The following is a 17881-nucleotide window of genomic DNA, read 5'->3' on the forward strand; positions in this document are numbered from 1 at the left end:
GGGCTTACGATCCGCAGCGGAATCCCCTATATCCGCGCCGAACGGGAGCGAGAGCGGTATTGCCGGCATCTTCGAGAGTTCTGGTGACCGGCGGGGCGGGCTTCATCGGCTCGGCCGTGACGCGCAAGCTGATCGCGGAGACCGGCCACAGCGTCTGTGTCGTCGACAAGCTGACCTATGCTGGCAACATGGCCTCGCTCGCGCCGGTCTCCGGCGATGCGCGCTTCCGGTTCGAGAGGGCCGATATCGGCGACGGCGCGCGGATGCGCGCGATCTTCGCGTCGTTCGATCCCGACATCGTCATGCACCTCGCCGCTGAAAGCCATGTCGATCGCTCGATCGACGGGCCGGCCGCCTTCATTCACACCAACATCGTTGGAAGCTTCGTCCTGCTGCAGGAGGCGCTGCGCCATTGGCGCGGGCTTGGGCCTGAGCGCCGCGAGCGCTTCCGCTTCCATCATGTCTCGACCGACGAGGTCTTCGGTTCGCTCGGGGACGAGGGCTTCTTCCGCGAGGACACGGCCTATCAGCCGACCTCGCCTTATTCGGCATCGAAGGCGGCGTCCGACCACCTCGTTCGCGCCTGGCACCACACCTATGGCCTGCCGGTGCTCGTCAGCAATTGCTCGAACAATTACGGACCGTATCATTTCCCGGAGAAGTTGATCCCGCTGACGATCATCAACGGATTCGAGGGCAAGCCGCTGCCAGTTTATGGCAACGGCGCCAATGTGCGCGACTGGCTTTATGTCGACGATCACGCCGACGCCTTGCTGCTCGTCGCCGCGAAGGGCAGGCCGGGCGAGACCTATGCGATCGGCGGGCACAACGAGATGGCCAATATCGACGTGGTCAGGGCGATCTGCGCCCTGCTGGATGAATTGCGCCCCGATGCGGCCGGCCCGCATGAGCGGCTGATCTCCTATGTCACCGACCGGCCGGGGCATGATGCGCGCTACGCGATCGATGCCAGCAAGATCGGTCGCGAGCTCGGCTGGGCGCCGAAGCAGAGTTTCGCGAGCGGCTTGCGCCGAACGGTCGAATGGTATCTGGCCAATGCGGGCTGGTGGGGCGATATCCGCTCCGGCGTCTATCGCGGAGAACGGCTCGGGACGGGCTGAACGGCTGGGATCGCCAGAGGACCAAACGCATGCTGCACGTCGAAGCGACCGCGCTGCCGGATGTGAAGATCATCCAGCCGAAGAAGTTCGGCGACCATCGCGGGTTCTTCTCGGAGACCTATAGCCAGAAGGCCTTCAGCGAGGCGGGGATCGATCTCGTCTTCGTGCAGGACAACCACTCGCTTTCGCCTGTCGTCGGCACGCTGCGCGGCCTGCATTTCCAGTCGCCGCCCTTCGCTCAGGACAAGCTGGTTCGCGTGGCGCGCGGCCGCATCCTCGACGTCGCCGTGGATATTCGCGCCTCCTCGCCCGATTTCGGCAAGGCCGTCGCCGTCGAACTCTCGGCCGAGAACTGGCGCCAATTGCTGGTGCCTGCCGGCTTCGCGCATGGTTTCGTGACGCTCGAGCCCGATACGGAGGTGCTCTACAAGGTCAGTGCGCTCTATGCGCCGGCCCATGATCACGGGCTCGCTTTCGACGATCCTGCCCTCGGGATCGACTGGGGCCTGCCGACGGAACGGCTGACCCTGTCGGAGAAGGATCGCGGGCATCCGCGTCTTGCCGAACTGCCACGGTATTTCGACTGATGACACTTCGCATCGCCGTCACCGGTTGGACCGGCCAAGTCGTCTGCGCCATGCTGGAGCGTGTACCCGTGGGCGTCGAGGTCATCGCGCTGCGCCGCCCGGGCTTTGACCTCGCCGTTCCCAAGACGGTCGCGCCGGCCTTGCGCGCGGCCAGGCCCGACGTCATCGTCAACACGGCCGCCTATACGGCCGTGGACCAGGCCGAGAGCGAGCCCGACCTCGCCATGCGCGTCAACGGTGAAGCGGCCGGCGAAGCGGCGCGGGCTGCGGCCGCCTTAGGCATTCCCGTCATCCAGCTCTCGACCGACTATGTTTTCGACGGCGCGCTCGACCGGCCCCTTCGCGAGGATGACGCGACCGGCCCGATCTCGGCCTATGGCGCGAGCAAGCTCGCCGGCGAGCGGGCGGTCGCGGCGGCCACCGACAATCACGCGATTCTGCGCACCGCCTGGATCTACAGCCCCTTCGGCAAGAACTTCGTCAAGACGATGCTGCACCTTGCCGAAACGCGCGACGAGATTGGCGTCGTGGCAGATCAGGCGGGATGTCCGACCGGTGCGCTCGACATCGCCGATGCGATCTTCGCCGTTGCGCGCAACCTGACCAGCCGGGCGGACGACTCTTCCCTCCGTGGCGTGTTCCATATGAGCGCGGCGGGCGCGGCGGTCTGGGCCGATGTCGCCGAAGCGATTTTCGCCGAACGGGAGCGGCATGGCGGCAAGCCGGTCCGGGTCAAACGCATCTCGACGGCCGATTATCCGACACCGGCGCGCCGACCCGCGAATTCCAGGCTCGATTGCGGCAAGCTCGCGCTCGCCCATGGCGTGCGGCTGCCGGAGTGGCGCGGCTCGCTCGCCGCTTGCGTGGCGCGCCTTCTCACAGACGAACGGACAGGGCGGGGATCATGAAGGGTATCATTCTGGCCGGGGGCTCGGGCACCCGCCTCCACCCGATGACGCTGGCGATCTCGAAGCAGCTGCTACCCGTCTACGACAAGCCGATGATCTACTATCCGCTGACCACGCTGATGCTGGCGGATATCCGCGAGATCCTGATCATCTCGACGCCTTCCGACCTGCCGCATTTCCAGCGACTGCTCGGCGACGGTTCGGATTGGGGATTAAGCCTGAGCTACGCCGAACAGCCGTATCCGGGCGGCCTGGCCCAAGCCTATCTGATCGGAGCGGATTTCGTCGCGGGCGGATCTTCGGCGCTGATCCTCGGTGACAACCTGTTCTATGGTCACGGCTTGCCTGAGATGATGGATCAGGCGCGCAAGTGCGAGACGGGCGCCACGGTCTTCGCCTATCAGGTGCGCGACGCCGAGCGCTATGGCGTGGTCAGTTTCGATGGGCAGGGCAAGGCGGTTTCGATCGAAGAAAAGCCACGGAAGCCACGCTCGAACTGGGCGGTGACCGGTCTGTATTTCTACGATGCGCAAGTCGTGGAGATCGCGGCCTCGCTCAAGCCGTCAACACGGGGTGAACTCGAGATCACCGACGTCAACCGGGCCTATCTCGAACGCGGGCAGCTTTCGGTGGAATGCATGGGTCGCGGCTTCGCCTGGCTGGATACCGGAACCCCCGACAGCCTGCTGCAGGCCGGCGAATTCGTCCGGACACTGGAAAGCCGCCAGGATTTGCGGATCGCCTGCCCGGAGGAGATCGCCTGCCGGCGCGGCTGGATCGATGTCGAGCAACTTGGCGCCCTCGGAGCCCGGCTCGCCAAGAGCGATTACGGCCAGTATCTGCTGCGGATGGCGGCCGAGATCGGGCAGACGCCGACAGGCTAGATCAGGATAGAGACGATGGCAGTCATCCCGCAGCCCGGCGCATTGGCGCCGATGGTGTTCCTTGATCGCGATGGCGTGCTCAACGAGGATGTCGACTACGCCTATCGCATCGACCAGATCGTCTGGGTGCAGGGGGCCTTCGCGGCAATACGGCGATTGAACCAGCATGGCTATCGTGCCGTCGTGGTGACCAACCAGTCAGGCGTCGGGCGTGGCTTCTACACCGAGGAGGATGTGCGCATGCTCCATGTCGAGATGAACCGGATCATGGCGGAGAACGGGGCGCGGATCGACGCGTTCTATTATGCGCCGCATCATCCCGATGCGACAGTCGAGGCCTATCGCAGCGACCATGAGGATCGCAAGCCGCGGCCGGGTATGCTGCTCAAGGCGATGCAGGCGTTCCCGACGGAGATGCGGCGGTCGTTCCTGATCGGCGACCGCACGACCGATCTCGAAGCGGCAAAAGCCGCGGGCGTCGCCGGTTTCCTGTTCAAGGGCGGCGATCTGGATGCTTTCGTCACAGAATGCCTGGCCGCCCTATAGGGCCGCGACCGCGTCGAAGAAGTCGACTGGCCCCATCTGGCCGCCCTTCAGCACGATGGCGAGCCAATCGGGCGGTCGCCGCTATGGGTCCGGCAGAGCAGAGCGCCTGGCACAAGCGGTGTGCGATAGGACAGGCCCCGGACGGCGGGCTCGACAACCGCTCGGCGAGCCGCGCGGCCGGCGATCTGCTTTCGCGATTTATCGGTCCGAAGTCGGCCAAGGGCGCGATGATCGCGGGAAGCGCGAGCTATCGCACGCATGAGGAGCGCGAGATGGGCCTGCGCCTGTTCGAGGACATGTTCCCGGCGATCCAGGTGGGGGCCTGCGCGAGCGGCATGATGAGGAGGCCAGGAACGACCGCCAGACGCGTACAGCGCCCGTTCATGCGCCAGTTGATACCAGACGAGCATAGTTTTCGCCGCGCAGGCTGGATCCGGTGTCGAAATCGATCGAATTTGCCCTCGTTTTGCGCAAATGCTATTGGCCTCGATATTGCTCGCTCAATTTTATCGATTGATCGGCAGTGGGGAGAGTTTGATGACCAACCTGCCTGCAAAGGCGCAATTCGCGGCCTGCGAATGTGGCTCTCCCTCGATCATCATTCCCGCCGACATCGCCGATGACGCGCCGGTCTCTTGCGGCTGCGGGCGCGTGATCGGCTCCTGGCTGGGCTACAAATCCTTCGTCAGCCGCTCGATCAGCCTCGAGGCGCATGGGCTGCCGAACGCGCCGATCATCTGCGTCGATCCGATCCTGAAACAGCCGCTGGAGGATGCGCTGCCCGAGCGATGAGGCTCGATCAGGCCGGCTGTCCTGCCGCGAGGCGCGGCGACGCCGGGGGCGCCGAGGCGTGGAGCGTTGCATCCGCCTCAACCGCGGCGGCGAAGACATGGTAGAGTGTGCTCGCGGGAATCCGATCCACCATCGGGCGTCCGTTCTCGTCGACCTGGTCGATCCAGCCGCCGGGCAGAGGCTTGCCGAGATAGTTGGCCGACAACTGGTTGAGCGCATGCGTGGCCTTCGCCTGCGCGCCGTCGCGCCCGACGCGCTGCTCAGAGAGCCAGGCCTTGATCCATTCGGTCTGGGGCCAAAGCCTCCGGCTCCGGCGAGACGGCGTTCCGTCACTCAGCGCCTCGTCGATCAGAAAGCCGGTCGACGGGTCGGCTGTCGTTTCGGCGGCGGCGATGAGCGCTGAAGGCAGTTCGCCGGGTGGAAGCCCGACAGCGCTTTCGTAACGACGCAAAAGCCAGCACCACTCCGCCTGATGTCCGGGTTCGACGATATGGCCGGCATCGCCGGGCATTGGCGCCCAGTCATCGTCAAAGAATTCGTGAAGGATCGGTGCAGGCAGCAGGAACCTGTTCATCAGCATCGAGCGGAGCTTGCCGGCTCGCTCGAGGGCGCCGGGGAAAGCGAGCGTTTCATGCAGCGCCAGCATGGCCTCGAAGAGATGCATATGCGGGTTCTGACGACGCGGCAGGGTTGCGGGACGGCCTTCGCGGTAGGAGCCGTCAGGGCACAGCATCTCTTCGTCGAGGAAGGCGAGCGTTGTGTCGATGAGGGCGCGCGCCTGCGCATCGCCGCTCGCCTTGGCGTACCAGGCCAGCGCCAGCAGGATGAAGGCGTGATCATAGGTGTCGCGCAGCGGATTCGCGATGCTGCCATCGGGCTTCAGCAGATGGACGAAGCCCGATGCATTCCCGTTTGGGCGGGCCTTGGCCAGCAACCAATCCAGAATGTCGCCGGCGAAGGCGATACCGTCGAACCAGCCCAGAGCGGTGGCATGCGAATAGCAGTAGATCTGCCGGGCCTGGACCCGGACCCTCTTGATCGCAGTGAAATCGGGTGATCCGTCCCAATGCAAGCACTCATGGACGCCGCCGAACATGTGGTCCCGGCCATTCGACTGCCAGAATGGCAAGGCCTCCTTGCAGACCCATCGGGCGAGGTTCGAGCTTGGTTGCGCCATGGAACTGCTCATCGCGATCGTGCGCTACCGGCTATATCGGCCGGCGCCGGTGGCACAAGGCAAAGCGGGGGGCAGGGACAATTCACGATCTCGATTTCGCGCGCGATCCAACGATAGGTCTTGGTGAGGAATTCCTAGCAAGATTGCGTCTAAACACACAGCCCGGCCAGTCTCTTTGCGCGGAGCGCAACTCATCATGATCGATTCGAGTTCCTTTGGGACCATTCGTCCCGTCATCATGTGCGGTGGTTCGGGGACGCGTTTGTGGCCGGCTTCGCGCGAGGCCTTTCCCAAGCAGTTCGCGCCGCTGCTGGGTGCCAGGTCGACCTTCCAGGACACCGTGGCGCGGGTCAGTGATTCCGATCTCTTCGGCAAGCCGCTCGTCGTCACCAACAAGATCCATCGCTTCATGGTCGAGCGCCAACTGTCCGAAATCGGGCTTGCGGCGGATATCCTGTTGGAGCCGGTTGCGCGCGACTCGGGCCCGGCCATCCTGGCGGCCAGCCTTTATGTGAAGGCGAACAGCCCGGATGCCTTGATGCTGGTTCTCGCCGCGGATCACGTCGTTCTGGACGTGCCGGCCTTTCGCGCGGCCGTCCGCTCGGGTGTCGATGCGGCCGGGGCAGGCAGGATCGTGACCTTCGGTATCGTGCCGAACGCCGCAGCGACCGGCTATGGCTATATCGAGGCCGGCAAGGCCGATACGGAAACGGCTCGCGACGTGGTCCGCTTCGTCGAGAAACCCGACGCTGCAACGGCGCAGCGCTATGTCGAGGCCGGCTATCTCTGGAATTCCGGCAATTTCCTCTTCAGACCGGATACGATGATCGCCGAATATGCCGGCCATGACGAAGAAAGTGTGAGGCATGTCCAGGAGGCCCTGGATCAGGCGACGACCGACCTCGGCGTGCCCGTCCTCGACGAGGCCTGCTTCACTGCCGCCAAGAAGATTTCGATCGATTACGCGGTGATGGAGCGGACAGCGCTCGCCAGCGTCGTTCCTGGCGATTTCGGCTGGTCGGATATCGGCGGCTGGGACGCGCTCTGGTCCATCACTCCGCAGGATGGCGCCGCAAATGCCGCAGTCGGGGACATCACATTCATCGACAGCAGCGGCAACTATGTATCGAGTGACGGGCAACTGGTTGCGGTTCTCGGGATGAGCGATACGGTCGTCGTCGCCATGCGCGATGCCGTGCTCGTCGCGGACAAATCGCGCTCGGGAGACATCAAGGGACTTGTCGAGCGCCTGAAGAAGGCCGGGCGTATCGAGGCGACGCAGCATGCCCGCGTCTACCGGCCCTGGGGCTGGTATCGGACGCTTGAGCATCAGGACCGGTTCCAGACCAAGCGCATCGTGGTCTATCCGGGTGGGCAGTTGTCGCTGCAGAAGCATTTGCACCGTTCGGAGCACTGGGTCATCGTGAAGGGCACGGCGAAGGTGACCGTCGACGACAAGGTCAGCGAATTGTCGGAGAACGAATCGATCTATATTCCGCGCGGGGCGAAGCATCGCCTCGAAAATCCAGGGCGGATCGACCTCGAGGTCATCGAGGTGCAGACCGGCAGCTATCTCGACGAAGACGACATCATCCGCTTCGAGGATGTCTATAATAGGCCGTGAGGACGGGCCGGCGGCGCGGCAGCCCGCCTCCACCGTGCTTGGTTCGGGAACCCTGGTGCGCTTGCTGGCAGTGACTGAGCGGTGAGGTTTTGCATGAAATACGCTGTGGGCGGCGCCCTGATCCTGGCCGGTAGCCTTGGCGCCTGTGCGCCGGGGCCGCAGGTGGAGATCGAGCGATCGCCGCTGCCCGGCGCATCCCAAGGTCGCAATGCCCTCGCGCCGCTCGAATATGTCCGCTTCTGCCTGACCTATGCGGGGGATTGCGCGGCGGGGACACCCCATGCCGTCGTGACGCTCACCCCGGAGACGCAGGCGGCGATCGAGAGGGTCAACCGTGATGTCAATACGAGGATCCGGCCGCGGACGGGGCTCGGCGAATGGCGCATCGATCCGTCAATCGGCAACTGCAACGACTACGTCGTCACGAAGCGCCATGAACTGCTGCGACTGGGCTTGCCCGCGTCCGCCTTGCTCATCACCGTCGTGCAAACGCAAGCCGGCGAGGGCCATCTCCTGCTGATCGTCAGGACGGACCGTGGCGAGTTCGTGCTCGACAATCTGACCAACGAGATGAAGCCGCGCGGGCAGGCGAGCTATGTCTGGAAAATCCGGCAATCCTCTGCCGGTCCGATGATCTGGGAGCGGATGTAATCCAAGATCTGGCTGGAGGGGGGCGAGCGGTCGCGCCAATCCGAGTTCAGATGGTGTTCGACGACGCAGGATGCGCGTCCTGGAAACACCGTCAGTCCATCTCGGGCGCGCGCTCCGCCAGTTCCAGGAACAATGCGAAGCATGCCAGATGGACGATCATGATCGAGATAAGCATATGCGCCTCGCCTTTCGATATGTGATCGATACGCGAGTGCCTCTAGGGAATCGTTGAGGTGGATAGCTAAATTTTAGTTATTCGGATCTTTTAGAGAAAATCTCGACGAAATTCGATGATTTACTTTGCTCTTACCATAGTGCGCTCGACTTCATACAATATTCCTCGCTGGTCCTGGTCGAGCTCGCGACGGGGCTGCCCGTATTGCGAGGCCGCCCGGACGCCGCGCCGGCTTTTCCGCGCTCGGGTCCGAATACACGGCATTTTAGCGATCGCGCCGTTGAACGGCTAACCGGTTTTCTGAACCGGACTCTTACACATCACCGTCATGTTGCGTTCAACAGGAGAACGAGACATGGCGCAGATCTGGCTGACTTACAGCGAATTGGCTCAGGCTTTCGGTGGTACCCCGCATGAGGCGCGCGAGGCCGCGATCGAGAACGGCTGGGCGCGCTCCAAGGGTCGCGATGGCGTCGCTCATGTCCGGCTGACCCCGCCGATGGCGCAGGACTATCTGCTGCGCCAGTTGATGCTGCTCCAGCGCCGCGAGAACGATGCGATGACCGACCTGATGGTCACGTCGCTGCGCGCAATGCTTCCGGCGCCGCGCCCCGCGCTTGCGGCCAGGGTGGCGGCTTAGCCGCATCCCCTTTCAGGACGCCGCGGGGACGCGCCGGATCATCTCGAAGGACAGCCAGGCGCTGAAGCAGGCGCATAGGCCGAAGAATGCCGCATAGATCCAGATGATCTGCGTAATCGGCGGCATGATCGCGACCACGACCGCGACGAAGACCGCGAGCGCCACGCTGCACAGCAGCGTGAAGCGGCGGATGCCCTGCTCGTAATTGCCGTAGCTCAGGAACAATGCGGTCGGCTGGTAGATTCCGCTGATCGCGATGATCGCGGCTGCGGCGAGCGAGGCTTCCGGCGGCACGACGTTGTTCTGGCCGAGCAACAGCGAGAACACGAGCGGGCCGGCGAAGGCGACGATCCCGGCTGGAACGAGCGACAGCACCACGCAGACCGTGCCGGCAATGGTTGCCGCGCGCATGGCATCGCTGCGCCGGCCTTCGATGAGGGCACGGGTGAACCGGGAGAGGAATATCTCGGCGATAGTCCGCGAGCCCGCCATGGTCAAGCGCGTCAGCTTCATCACGGAGTCGTAGACCACGACCACCGGCCCGACGCCGAAGAGGAATGTCAGGAGGCCATAGGGCGAGTTGAGGATGATGAGCTCAGACAGCGCGTTCAGGAACGACGTTCCGATATGGCGCAGATGGGTTCCGATCGCCCGCCATGACAGTGTTCCCCAAGCCGGCCAGAGCGGAATAAAGGAATGTCGCGAGATCAGTGCCATCGCCACAATGTGGCCGATGACGACTGCGGCGAAGGTGATCAAGCCGAAAACGAGCAGGCTGCCCGTCAGCCAAAGCGCGGCTAGTGCGACGAAATGGACAGCACGCCGCAGGATCGAGATGATGGAGAAGCTGCGCTGCAGATCCACCGCCCAGGCGGTCGATTGCAGGTTGAAGGCCCAGGCGCTCATAAACAACGCCTGCATCAGGAACAGGACGTTCTCGAGATAAAGCGCTGGGCCGGCGCGGCCCAGCGCGAGCGGCGCCAGCAGGCAGACGGCTGTCAGCAGGGCAACATGGCCGAGCAGGAAGGTGGAAATGTCGTCGCGCGGGCTTTCGAGCCCGCGCGCGACCTTCTGCTGACGCAGCACGACATAGCTGGCGCGACCGAGGCTCTGGTCGAGAGGCTGGAGGTAGAAGGCAATCGAGACGAGAACGATGATCTCGGCATAGCGCCATGGCTCGAGAACGCGCGCCAGGACGAGCATCTGGACGAAGGTGTAAACGAGGTTGAGGCCGGCCGTCAGCGCGTGAAGCGGCGCGAATCCGGTCAGGCGTGCGGCGAGCCGCCCCGCGACGGCACGCTGAATCATGCGCGCTCGCTTCCGGCGAGCAAATTCGTCGAGAGCGGCGGTGATGGCTCAGCCATTCGGCGCGGGGGCTCCAGCGAGAGAAAAGCGAACCTCTAGGCTGTCGCCGCGCGGCGTCAACACGATCTCATGGGCCTTTTCTTCGACGCGATAATACAGCGACCAGGTGGCGTCGCCGACCGCGAGGTCGCAGTCGGTCCAGCTCACGGTCACGACATCCTTGCCCGCCCGCAGCAGGATCGCATCCTGCTGGCGCTCGAGTGCCCAGTCGGCGGGAATAAGGAATCGTGTGCGGCGGGTGCCAGCGCCGGTCCATTCGTCGCGGATCGTCATCGTGCCCTCGAACAGGGAGGCCGCGCGCGCGACGCGCACGTTGTTGAAGGCGAGCGAGCCTGTTGCGCGTTGGGTGCCGTCGGGATCTTCGCCGGCTTCGTCGAGGACTGCGGCGGCGTGGCGCCCAACCTTGAATGAATCAATGAAGGTCACCGGGCGCTCGCCGACGAAGACCGGGCCGTTATGCGCCTCCCAACTGCGCAGGTTGTCGCGCAGGGGACCTGCCGTATAGAGCAGCGTGCCAGGGTCTACGATGAAGCGCCTCTCGCCGATCGACGCCTCGATCGAGAGATAATCGGCGTGGCCATGGCCCGGATTTTCATAGGGGCCGATCGGCCCGGCATCCATCACGGCAACCCAGCGGCCTTTTGCGAAGCGCACATAGCCACCTTGGGGCATGACGTGGAAACCGATCCGGCGGTCGCCGACGATGTCGCACGTCGCAGGGTTCTCGCCAAGCCAAGCATCGTTGAACATCATGGGATAGCCGTCGCCCAGCGTCAGCGCCGCAAGCGTGGTCTCCAGATCGGCGAGGCGCTTTTCGAGCAAAGCTGCCTGTTCGGCCGACCAGATCGGCAGGGCGCGGTAAATCCGGAAGCTCTCGATGGTGAGCGCGTGGTACATGCCCGAGCGTTCCTCGGGCACGCCGTCATCGCAGATGGTACGGCGGACGACAGCATCGAAGGTCGCTTGCAGCGTGGCGACGATGTCGGTGGGCGGCTTCGCGCAGCATAGGCAGAACAGCGCCAGGGCAGCAAGATTGCGCTCGAGATGGTTGAAGCCGAGATCGACCTCGAGATTGCGCTGAACATAGACAACATTGAAGCGCATGAACGCCTCGATGTCCGCCCAGTCAGCCGTGCCGCGCAGATGCTGGGGAGCCAGCAGCAGCACAGAGGCTAGCGAGAGGACCCGGCGCGACGCGATGTAGGGATGCCAGATTTCGACGAAGTCGCGGCTGATTTCGAAGCGCGCGGAGGCGCGGAACTGGCGCACGAGCTTCGCCGCGAAGGCGAAGGCACGCTCGGGCTCGCTTTCCATCGCGACGGGTAGATAACCCATCTGCGACAGGTTGGAACGCCAGATCTGCCGCGCACCCTCATCAGCGGCGATACGCCAGTCGATCGCCTCGACGGAGCCGAAATCGACGATCTTGCTCATCAGGTTGAAGCGACCGTCAAAACATGACGGCACGGTTTCGTGGTATTCTGCCCCGTAGAACTGCGTGATCATCCGTGCCAGTGGCTCTGCTGCGGCGACAGGCGCGAAAGGGGGCAGCACAGCGGCAGCCTGCTCTAGTCCGGCGCGGTAGCGGCTGGCGAATTTTGGCATGATCTTGTTGCGCGCCCGCCGGCGGAGGTGACCGTAGATCTGTTCCGGCCGCAGACGCAGGATCGCGCCGAGCTTGACGAGAGCTCCGGAAGGGCTGGGCATGGTCGGACTCCAAGGGCGGCAGGCGCGAGTTGTCGAGGCAGAGGATTATCGTGCAGGTGTTGCAGTGGGCTCGATCAGGGGGCTGACGCCTTTCGGCCCAGGGCCGAGTGGCACGCCGAAGGCGGCGCTGATGTCGCCGCCGAGCCAGATGATGCTGAAAGGGCGCAGAGCGCGAATCCAGGGTTCCGCCGCAGGGTCCTTCGTCAGCCTATAATAGAGCTCGATCCAGCCCATGCTGTTCTGGTCGCCGCGCGTGAAGGGCGACTGTGGCGAGCCCGTCCTCTTCTCGAAGATCGAGGGATCCGCTAGGCCGGCGAAGACGCGCCGCGCCAGCCGGCCGATCGCGCCGTTGCCGGCCGTCAGCATCTTGCCGCCATTGGCCGCGTCGAATGCCACCGCCTGGACGAAGGCGCTGGCTGAGAAGGCGTGGTAGACCAGAGCGAGCTTGCCGCGCTCGAGTTCGAGCGGCAGGAAGCCGTCCTGATCGATCGCCGCGATCCCCTGTTCGATCCGGTGGGCGCCCCAGGCGTAGAATTTCGGATCCTTCAGCACAGTGCCGACGGCCATGCCGGCCAGTCCCGCCCAGTAGAAGTGATTCTGTTTATGGACTGCGCTGTCGGGATACTGCTCGGGGAAAGGCGCGGAGAGCGCACGCAGCCATGCGGCGATGGGCCCGGGCAGTGGCGGAGCCTCGGCTGCGCCGGCATGGAGCTGCAGATACATCTGGGACAGTGCGATCACCGTCCACTTCACCTCATATTGGCCTTCCGGCCAGACGACCTTGCCGCGCAATGCACCGCCTTCCGCCCAGGCAGATATCCAGGACAAAAAGCAAGCGCGGATCGGCTCGCGGGCAGCCTCGGGCAGTTGCATCGCGGCATTGGTCATGCCGGCGAGCCTGGTGAGGTAGTCGTGCAGCGGCTTCGTCGCGGCCTGGCGGGCGGCGATGCGCTCGGGAATCTTGTCGTTCCACTGGCCCCGGACGAAGATCGATTCGATCACGAGGTCGCGCATGGGGGGCGCAGGAGCAGGGCAGGCCTCCGATGACTTCGCGACTCGTCGCAAGCCAGGGGAGATTTCGTAAGGGGATTTGAAAGATGCCGCGGAGGTCTCGCCCGTGGCGAGTGCAAGCAGCGCGAGCGCCGCCAACCCCTTCAGCATCGTGGTCACTTACGGCTCGACGACGCGACCGTCCAAGTCTGGAAGCGTTCGCCCCGCAGTGACAGCGCGACACCGTAGGCGGTCGCCATGGTGTGGGTCACGGCTTCCATGATCGGGCTCACGACCGGAATCGCGAGGCGCGTCGCGGCGAGGTAGCCGAGGCCGAGCGCGACGAGGTAGCCGAAGAAGCCGGCCCAGCCGAACGCCATGGCGGCGATCAGCGAGCCGACGACCATGGCCGCGATCAGGATATAGCCCGAGAGCCAACGGATGAGCTTGTGCGACACGTATTTGTAGAGCGTCAGCGCGTCGAGCTTGCGCAGGCGCGGCCAGAACAGCCTGTGGCAGTTGAAGACACGGCAGCCGATGCGCACGCGCCGGCGCAACTCATCCTTCTTGACGCTCGCGGCCTGCTCATAGGCGATCAGATCGTCGGCGCTGATGTTGCGGTAGCCGGCGCAGAGGACGGTCAGGGCGGTGTGGAAATCGTCGGTGATGTCGTGCGGCACCGGCGCGAAGAGCTTGCGGCGCAGCGCGAAGAGCGTGCCGTCGGTGTAGACGACCGTGCCGGTATCGGTCTCGAGCTTCTTCAGCACCTCTTCAAAACCACGATAGGTGGTGCCGATCTGCGCGGTCTGGCTCTCCGCCTTATTGATGTAAACGAGGTGGCCGGTCGCGCAGCCGACTTCGGGATCGCGGAAATATTCGCCGACGCCGCCGATGCGGTCGACATCGATCATCACATTGGCGTCCGTGAAGATGACGATCTCGGCGTCGGTCATCGAAAGCAGGCGGTTCATGCCGGCGCTCTTGCCACCGCGCTTTTCGGCGATGGAAACGGTGATGCGATCCTGATGCGCCAGCAGGATCTCGTTGGTGCCGTCGGTGGAGCCGTCGCTGTGTACGAGAATCTTGCAGTCGCCGAGCTTGTCGCGCACCGCGTAGAGGTTCTCGATCTTCTGCTCGATGTCGCGGCGCTCGTTATAGGCGCAGCAGACTACGGCGAAGCGGGTCGGCGCGGGCAATGAAGGCTTGAGCGGCACAGGGCCACGGATCGCCCGGACCAACCGCAGGCTTGCGGGATACAGGATGTAGGGGTGCAGGAAAAGCGCGACGAGGAGGATGAACAAGGCAATCAGGATCGTCATTGGTTCACCCCCATGAGCGCAATGTGACGGACGAAGCCCGAGGGGCCGGATGTAGATTTCATCGCGCGCAACGATGCCCGAACCGATGCTGCAGTGCAACAGAAGAAGCGAGCTATAAAGGCGAATATTTGCCGATCAAGACGACTGCTCGTGGTGGGAGGGCTGTACTCGGGCCGTTGGGAACGAATTATCCTGAGTGACGCGGTCCTTCACGATCAGGAATGCGCCGGAGAGCAGCAGGCAATAGATCGTGTGAATCGGGACCGCCAGCGCGCCATTCAAGAGATGGTACTGGATGAACAGGGCCCACGAAACGACAAATGGTACCCCCGGTCGGAAGACGCCGAGGCATATTAGCGCGAACCAGAACACTGCGACGATGATGCCATATTCCACCACGACCTTGGCATAGGGCGCCCAAGCAAAGGACGCGAGACCGGTGTTCGAGCCGCGTGGCATCGATCCGGCACCCTTGCCCAAGATGAAGTCGTCGGCAGGGCCGGTCGCGGCATTGCCGACAGCCTGGATCGGCATGATAAAGCGGATATTGCCGCTCGCGTTGGTCTTGTCGAATTCGTCGAGCCGTTTCATGGCGTTGTCGAGGAAGCCGATCTGCATCGCGACGAGCAATGCGATCGGAAGGCCGATCAGGGCAATCAGCCACTGCCCGATCCGAAGATGCTTGGCCAGGAAGGGCGCGCAGAACAGCAGGATCGTGATGCCGGTGCCACCGAATGTTCCAAGCAGCGAAAAAGTCAGGAACGCGAGATAGCGAAGGCGACGGAAGAAGACGAACTCGCAGATGAGCCCAGTCGCTATGAACTGTGACGCGTGCGATGTCTCCAGGAAAAAAATGCCGTTTGGCTTGTATCGGATCGGTCCGAACCACATCCTGTTGATATAGTTGTAGTCGCGATACTGAAGTTCATAGGGAATTAAGAGATTAAGGTTCGGTTTTCCTAAGCCAATGATCTGAAAGGCCCACTCGAGCCACACCAGTGCGCCTGCGATTATGGCGAGTAAGATAAAGACACGGATTATCGTCAAGTAGTGACGCTGCTCGATTGGGATCACGAAGGCATAGAATGCCAGGATGACGAAGACTAAGCCAATCGAGGTGGGCGAAAAGTCCGTTGCCGGCAATCGGATATGAAAAATGAAGGCACATCCCATCATGGCTAGGAAGAGTGAGAGCCGGAGGGTGTCGACCCGCAGCAGTCCTTTCATCCCGAGATACGCATAGGCTGCGATGTGGAGTAGCAGCGCCAAGGCGACCTGCGCCTTTCCACCGAGTGGGATCGCGAGCTTTTGCGTCAGGACGACAAGCGCAAGCTCGATCGAGAATATCCGGGCAACGATGGCACCGGCTTCTTGGGATTGCCAGAAGGTCTTCCAGGAACCCGTTGCCCTCGGAGAAATAGGCCCTTGCAGACTTGGCCGCATATAATTCGGCATCGTCATGGCCGGTGTGCTCCGCTTACGGCTCCTCGGCGGTTGTCGGCACTTCGCCCGGGGGCCGAGGAAGGCCCGAAGAAGCGGGCAATTGCGATGTCGGCGCCTTCTGCAGACAGATGTCCAAAGTCCTCGTAGAGAAAGCGGCCCTTGTCGAGGTAGGGGCAGACTACGCCCTTGCACAGCTTGTCGAGCGGATCCACGTAGTTCGCATCAGCGGCCACCGTGATCCGGCGGAGTTCGGCGTTGATGCGTGGATCGAAGGTGATGGGCCAACGACCAGGCTCTACACCTTCGCGCCCTTGTCTATAGGCGAGGGCTTGGACGTCGATCGGGAATTCCGGGGATTGACCGATGACATAGACAGCAACGCCGAGCATTCTGAGGCGCTCGAGTGTCTCGCCGAGTTCTTCGATGCCACGTCCGCGTAGAGCGTGCCAGCGTGCTGCTATGATGACCTGCGCAACATTGGCGTCACGGATGATGTCAACGACGCGTTGATTGAAATCGTGGCAGTTCGGTAGAGAATACGAGACGAAGGATAGGATCGGCCGGCATCCCGCGGCCGTGTATTGAATGAGGTTGCCCGGCAGCGTCGATCCATTGCGGATGAGCCCCGGCACGTAATGCGCTGCGAAACTGTCGCCCCATAACAAGATGTTGCGATCATGTCCCGTGGTCCTGGTGCAGGCATTGGCATCCCAAGCCTGCCATTTCTGGTCGGAGGAGAGGAAGCAGGTGCGCGTCATCCACTCGTCGCGGCCTGCGATCTCTTGCGTCTGGAAATCGGGAAAGCGCTGGGGAATTCCCTTGAATGCCATGCCAATGCCGCCGACCAAGACGATCGCGGCCATGGCACCGGCGCCACTCCACAAGATGCCGGCCGACCTGGCGTCTGGGCGCGGGTGCCGGAAGGGCTGTTCGATGAAGCGATAGGAAAGATACCCCAGCATGCCGCTGGCGAGGATCAGAAGGGTCGTGTCCATCGCGGTGAAGTCGCGCAGCAGGATGTGCCGCGTGAAGACGGTCGCCGGCCAGTGCCAGAGATACATTGAATAAGAGATCAAGCCGACCCAAACCAGCGGCTTTAGCGCCAGCAAGCGGGTCGCCAGGGTGCGATGGCGGCCCTCACCGAGATAGATCAGCAGCGCTGCGCCGACGCAGGGGAAGAGCGCGTTAACACCCGGAAAGGGCGTATCCTCGGTGAAGGCGAGGACCGCATAGACGATGAGGCCGAGGGCAAGCATGCCAAGGCCCTCAGCGGCTGTCCGCGACCGCAGAGGCTGCAACGGAACCATGACAAGAAGCGCGCCCAGCAGCAGCTCCCATGCGCGGGTCGGTAGCAGGAAGAAGTTCGCGGTCGGTGCTACCCTCGTGGCGAATATGCTGAGCGCAAGTGAGGCTAGGGCGGCGGGAATGAAGAACAGGCCCCAGCGTTGTTTGCCGAAGCGGGCGACGGCAAAGACCGCCAGCGGCATGAAGATGTAGTACTGTTCCTCGACGGCGAGCGACCAGGTGTGAAGCAGCGGGCGCAGCAGTGCCGATGCGTCGAAATAGCCGGAGTTGCGCCAGAAATAGAGGTTGGAGACGAAGAGGCCGGTTGCGGCTGTGCTCTTCGACAGGTCTTCGAACTGTGGCGGCAGAAACAGGAATGCCGCCACCGCCCAGGTAGCAAGGACCATGCAGAACAGGGCCGGAAAAATCCGGCGGATCCGGCGGACGTAAAAATCTGCAATCGAATAGCGGCCGGCGCCCGCATCATCGAGAAGGCGGCGGGTGATCACGTAGCCGGAGATGACGAAGAAGACATCGACACCCACGTAGCCGCCGCCGAGAGCGGCGACGCCTGCGTGATAGATGACGACGGCCAGCACTGCGACTGCTCGCAATCCATCGATGTCCGCACGGTATTTAGTCAAGCAAGGCTCCGCATCAAATGCCGG

General features: G+C 63.3%; 16 protein-coding genes. 9 read left to right on the forward strand and 7 right to left on the reverse strand.

The genetic code is table 11. The features are described from left to right. Positions 1–83: 83 nt before the first annotated feature. From rfbB to AC1RMY_RS03850, 6 genes are all read left to right on the forward strand, one after another. Positions 84–1121 carry a dTDP-glucose 4,6-dehydratase gene (gene rfbB / locus AC1RMY_RS03825; RefSeq protein WP_492862617.1) on the forward strand — a complete coding sequence of 346 codons (1038 nt, stop codon included), beginning with the start codon at positions 84–86 and terminating at the stop codon, positions 1119–1121. Positions 1122–1150: 29 nt separating this feature from the next. After that, a complete protein-coding gene (rfbC, locus tag AC1RMY_RS03830) occupies positions 1151–1708 on the forward strand; it encodes a dTDP-4-dehydrorhamnose 3,5-epimerase (RefSeq protein WP_492862618.1) in 558 nt (185 codons plus the stop codon). After that, complete coding sequence (gene rfbD, locus AC1RMY_RS03835; RefSeq protein ID WP_492862619.1) at positions 1708–2616, forward strand: dTDP-4-dehydrorhamnose reductase; 909 nt, start codon at positions 1708–1710, stop codon at positions 2614–2616. The genes rfbC and rfbD overlap by 1 nt, the downstream gene beginning before the upstream one ends. Next, positions 2613–3500 (forward strand): glucose-1-phosphate thymidylyltransferase RfbA, encoded by an 888-nt coding sequence (gene rfbA, locus AC1RMY_RS03840; RefSeq protein WP_492862620.1) that lies wholly within the window; start codon positions 2613–2615, stop codon positions 3498–3500. Before rfbD ends, rfbA begins: the two co-directional genes overlap by 4 nt. 15 nt (positions 3501–3515) lie before the next feature. Further along, positions 3516–4046, forward strand: a complete 531-nt coding sequence (locus AC1RMY_RS03845) for a D-glycero-alpha-D-manno-heptose-1,7-bisphosphate 7-phosphatase (protein ID WP_492862621.1) — start codon at positions 3516–3518, stop codon at positions 4044–4046. A gap of 537 nt (positions 4047–4583) precedes the next feature. Next, a complete protein-coding gene (locus AC1RMY_RS03850) occupies positions 4584–4838 on the forward strand; it encodes a hypothetical protein (protein ID WP_492862622.1) in 255 nt (84 codons plus the stop codon). Between the two features lie 7 nt (positions 4839–4845). Here the strand turns inward: AC1RMY_RS03850 and AC1RMY_RS03855 are convergent, their stop codons facing one another. After that, a complete protein-coding gene (locus AC1RMY_RS03855; protein ID WP_492862623.1) occupies positions 4846–6015 on the reverse strand; it encodes an AGE family epimerase/isomerase in 1170 nt (389 codons plus the stop codon). Between the two features lie 196 nt (positions 6016–6211). Between AC1RMY_RS03855 and AC1RMY_RS03860 the strand changes: the two genes are divergently transcribed. The 3 genes from AC1RMY_RS03860 (at position 6212) to AC1RMY_RS03870 (ending at position 9105) form a co-directional block, all read left to right on the forward strand. Further along, positions 6212–7639 (forward strand): mannose-1-phosphate guanylyltransferase/mannose-6-phosphate isomerase, encoded by a 1428-nt coding sequence (locus AC1RMY_RS03860; protein WP_492862624.1) that lies wholly within the window; start codon positions 6212–6214, stop codon positions 7637–7639. A gap of 93 nt (positions 7640–7732) precedes the next feature. Next, positions 7733–8290, forward strand: a complete 558-nt coding sequence (locus tag AC1RMY_RS03865) for a transglutaminase-like cysteine peptidase (protein ID WP_492862625.1) — start codon at positions 7733–7735, stop codon at positions 8288–8290. Positions 8291–8820: 530 nt separating this feature from the next. Further along, complete coding sequence (locus tag AC1RMY_RS03870; protein ID WP_492862626.1) at positions 8821–9105, forward strand: hypothetical protein; 285 nt, start codon at positions 8821–8823, stop codon at positions 9103–9105. Between the two features lie 12 nt (positions 9106–9117). Here the strand turns inward: AC1RMY_RS03870 and AC1RMY_RS03875 are convergent, their stop codons facing one another. The 6 genes from AC1RMY_RS03875 to AC1RMY_RS03900 all read right to left on the reverse strand — a co-directional run bounded on the left by AC1RMY_RS03875 (position 9118) and on the right by AC1RMY_RS03900 (position 17857). After that, positions 9118–10413 carry a hypothetical protein gene (locus AC1RMY_RS03875; protein WP_492862627.1) on the reverse strand — a complete coding sequence of 432 codons (1296 nt, stop codon included), beginning with the start codon at positions 10411–10413 and terminating at the stop codon, positions 9118–9120. A 48-nt stretch (positions 10414–10461) separates the two neighbouring features. Next, a complete protein-coding gene (locus AC1RMY_RS03880; protein WP_492862628.1) occupies positions 10462–12177 on the reverse strand; it encodes a heparinase II/III domain-containing protein in 1716 nt (571 codons plus the stop codon). 45 nt (positions 12178–12222) lie between these two features. Then, positions 12223–13191 carry an alginate lyase family protein gene (locus AC1RMY_RS03885; RefSeq protein WP_492862629.1) on the reverse strand — a complete coding sequence of 323 codons (969 nt, stop codon included), beginning with the start codon at positions 13189–13191 and terminating at the stop codon, positions 12223–12225. 152 nt (positions 13192–13343) lie between these two features. After that, entirely contained in the window at positions 13344–14486 is a 1143-nt protein-coding gene (locus AC1RMY_RS03890; RefSeq protein ID WP_492862630.1) for a glycosyltransferase, read from the reverse strand. Positions 14487–14621: 135 nt separating this feature from the next. After that, positions 14622–15947, reverse strand: a complete 1326-nt coding sequence (locus tag AC1RMY_RS03895; protein ID WP_492862631.1) for a hypothetical protein — start codon at positions 15945–15947, stop codon at positions 14622–14624. After that, entirely contained in the window at positions 15944–17857 is a 1914-nt protein-coding gene (locus AC1RMY_RS03900; protein WP_492862632.1) for an acyltransferase family protein, read from the reverse strand. Before AC1RMY_RS03900 ends, AC1RMY_RS03895 begins: the two co-directional genes overlap by 4 nt. Between the last annotated feature and the right edge of the window lie 24 nt (positions 17858–17881).

It is taken from the genome of Allobosea sp. GW822-FHT03F07, assembly GCF_058801345.1.

What these genes read in the sequence shown, in the direction of transcription:
- AC1RMY_RS03860 (WP_492862624.1), top strand. Translation starts at nt 6,212, where the DNA reads ATGATCGATTCGAGTTCCTTTGGGACCATTCGTCCCGTCATCATGTGC.
- AC1RMY_RS03895 (WP_492862631.1), bottom strand. Translation starts at nt 15,947, where the DNA reads ATGACGATGCCGAATTATATGCGGCCAAGTCTGCAAGGGCCTATTTCT.
- AC1RMY_RS03890 (WP_492862630.1), bottom strand. Translation starts at nt 14,486, where the DNA reads ATGACGATCCTGATTGCCTTGTTCATCCTCCTCGTCGCGCTTTTCCTG.
- AC1RMY_RS03855 (WP_492862623.1), bottom strand. Translation starts at nt 6,015, where the DNA reads ATGGCGCAACCAAGCTCGAACCTCGCCCGATGGGTCTGCAAGGAGGCC.
- rfbA (WP_492862620.1), top strand. Translation starts at nt 2,613, where the DNA reads ATGAAGGGTATCATTCTGGCCGGGGGCTCGGGCACCCGCCTCCACCCG.
- AC1RMY_RS03850 (WP_492862622.1), top strand. Translation starts at nt 4,584, where the DNA reads ATGACCAACCTGCCTGCAAAGGCGCAATTCGCGGCCTGCGAATGTGGC.
- AC1RMY_RS03845 (WP_492862621.1), top strand. Translation starts at nt 3,516, where the DNA reads ATGGCAGTCATCCCGCAGCCCGGCGCATTGGCGCCGATGGTGTTCCTT.
- AC1RMY_RS03885 (WP_492862629.1), bottom strand. Translation starts at nt 13,191, where the DNA reads ATGCGCGACCTCGTGATCGAATCGATCTTCGTCCGGGGCCAGTGGAAC.
- rfbC (WP_492862618.1), top strand. Translation starts at nt 1,151, where the DNA reads ATGCTGCACGTCGAAGCGACCGCGCTGCCGGATGTGAAGATCATCCAG.
- AC1RMY_RS03865 (WP_492862625.1), top strand. Translation starts at nt 7,733, where the DNA reads ATGAAATACGCTGTGGGCGGCGCCCTGATCCTGGCCGGTAGCCTTGGC.
- AC1RMY_RS03875 (WP_492862627.1), bottom strand. Translation starts at nt 10,413, where the DNA reads ATGATTCAGCGTGCCGTCGCGGGGCGGCTCGCCGCACGCCTGACCGGA.
- AC1RMY_RS03880 (WP_492862628.1), bottom strand. Translation starts at nt 12,177, where the DNA reads ATGCCCAGCCCTTCCGGAGCTCTCGTCAAGCTCGGCGCGATCCTGCGT.
- AC1RMY_RS03870 (WP_492862626.1), top strand. Translation starts at nt 8,821, where the DNA reads ATGGCGCAGATCTGGCTGACTTACAGCGAATTGGCTCAGGCTTTCGGT.
- rfbD (WP_492862619.1), top strand. Translation starts at nt 1,708, where the DNA reads ATGACACTTCGCATCGCCGTCACCGGTTGGACCGGCCAAGTCGTCTGC.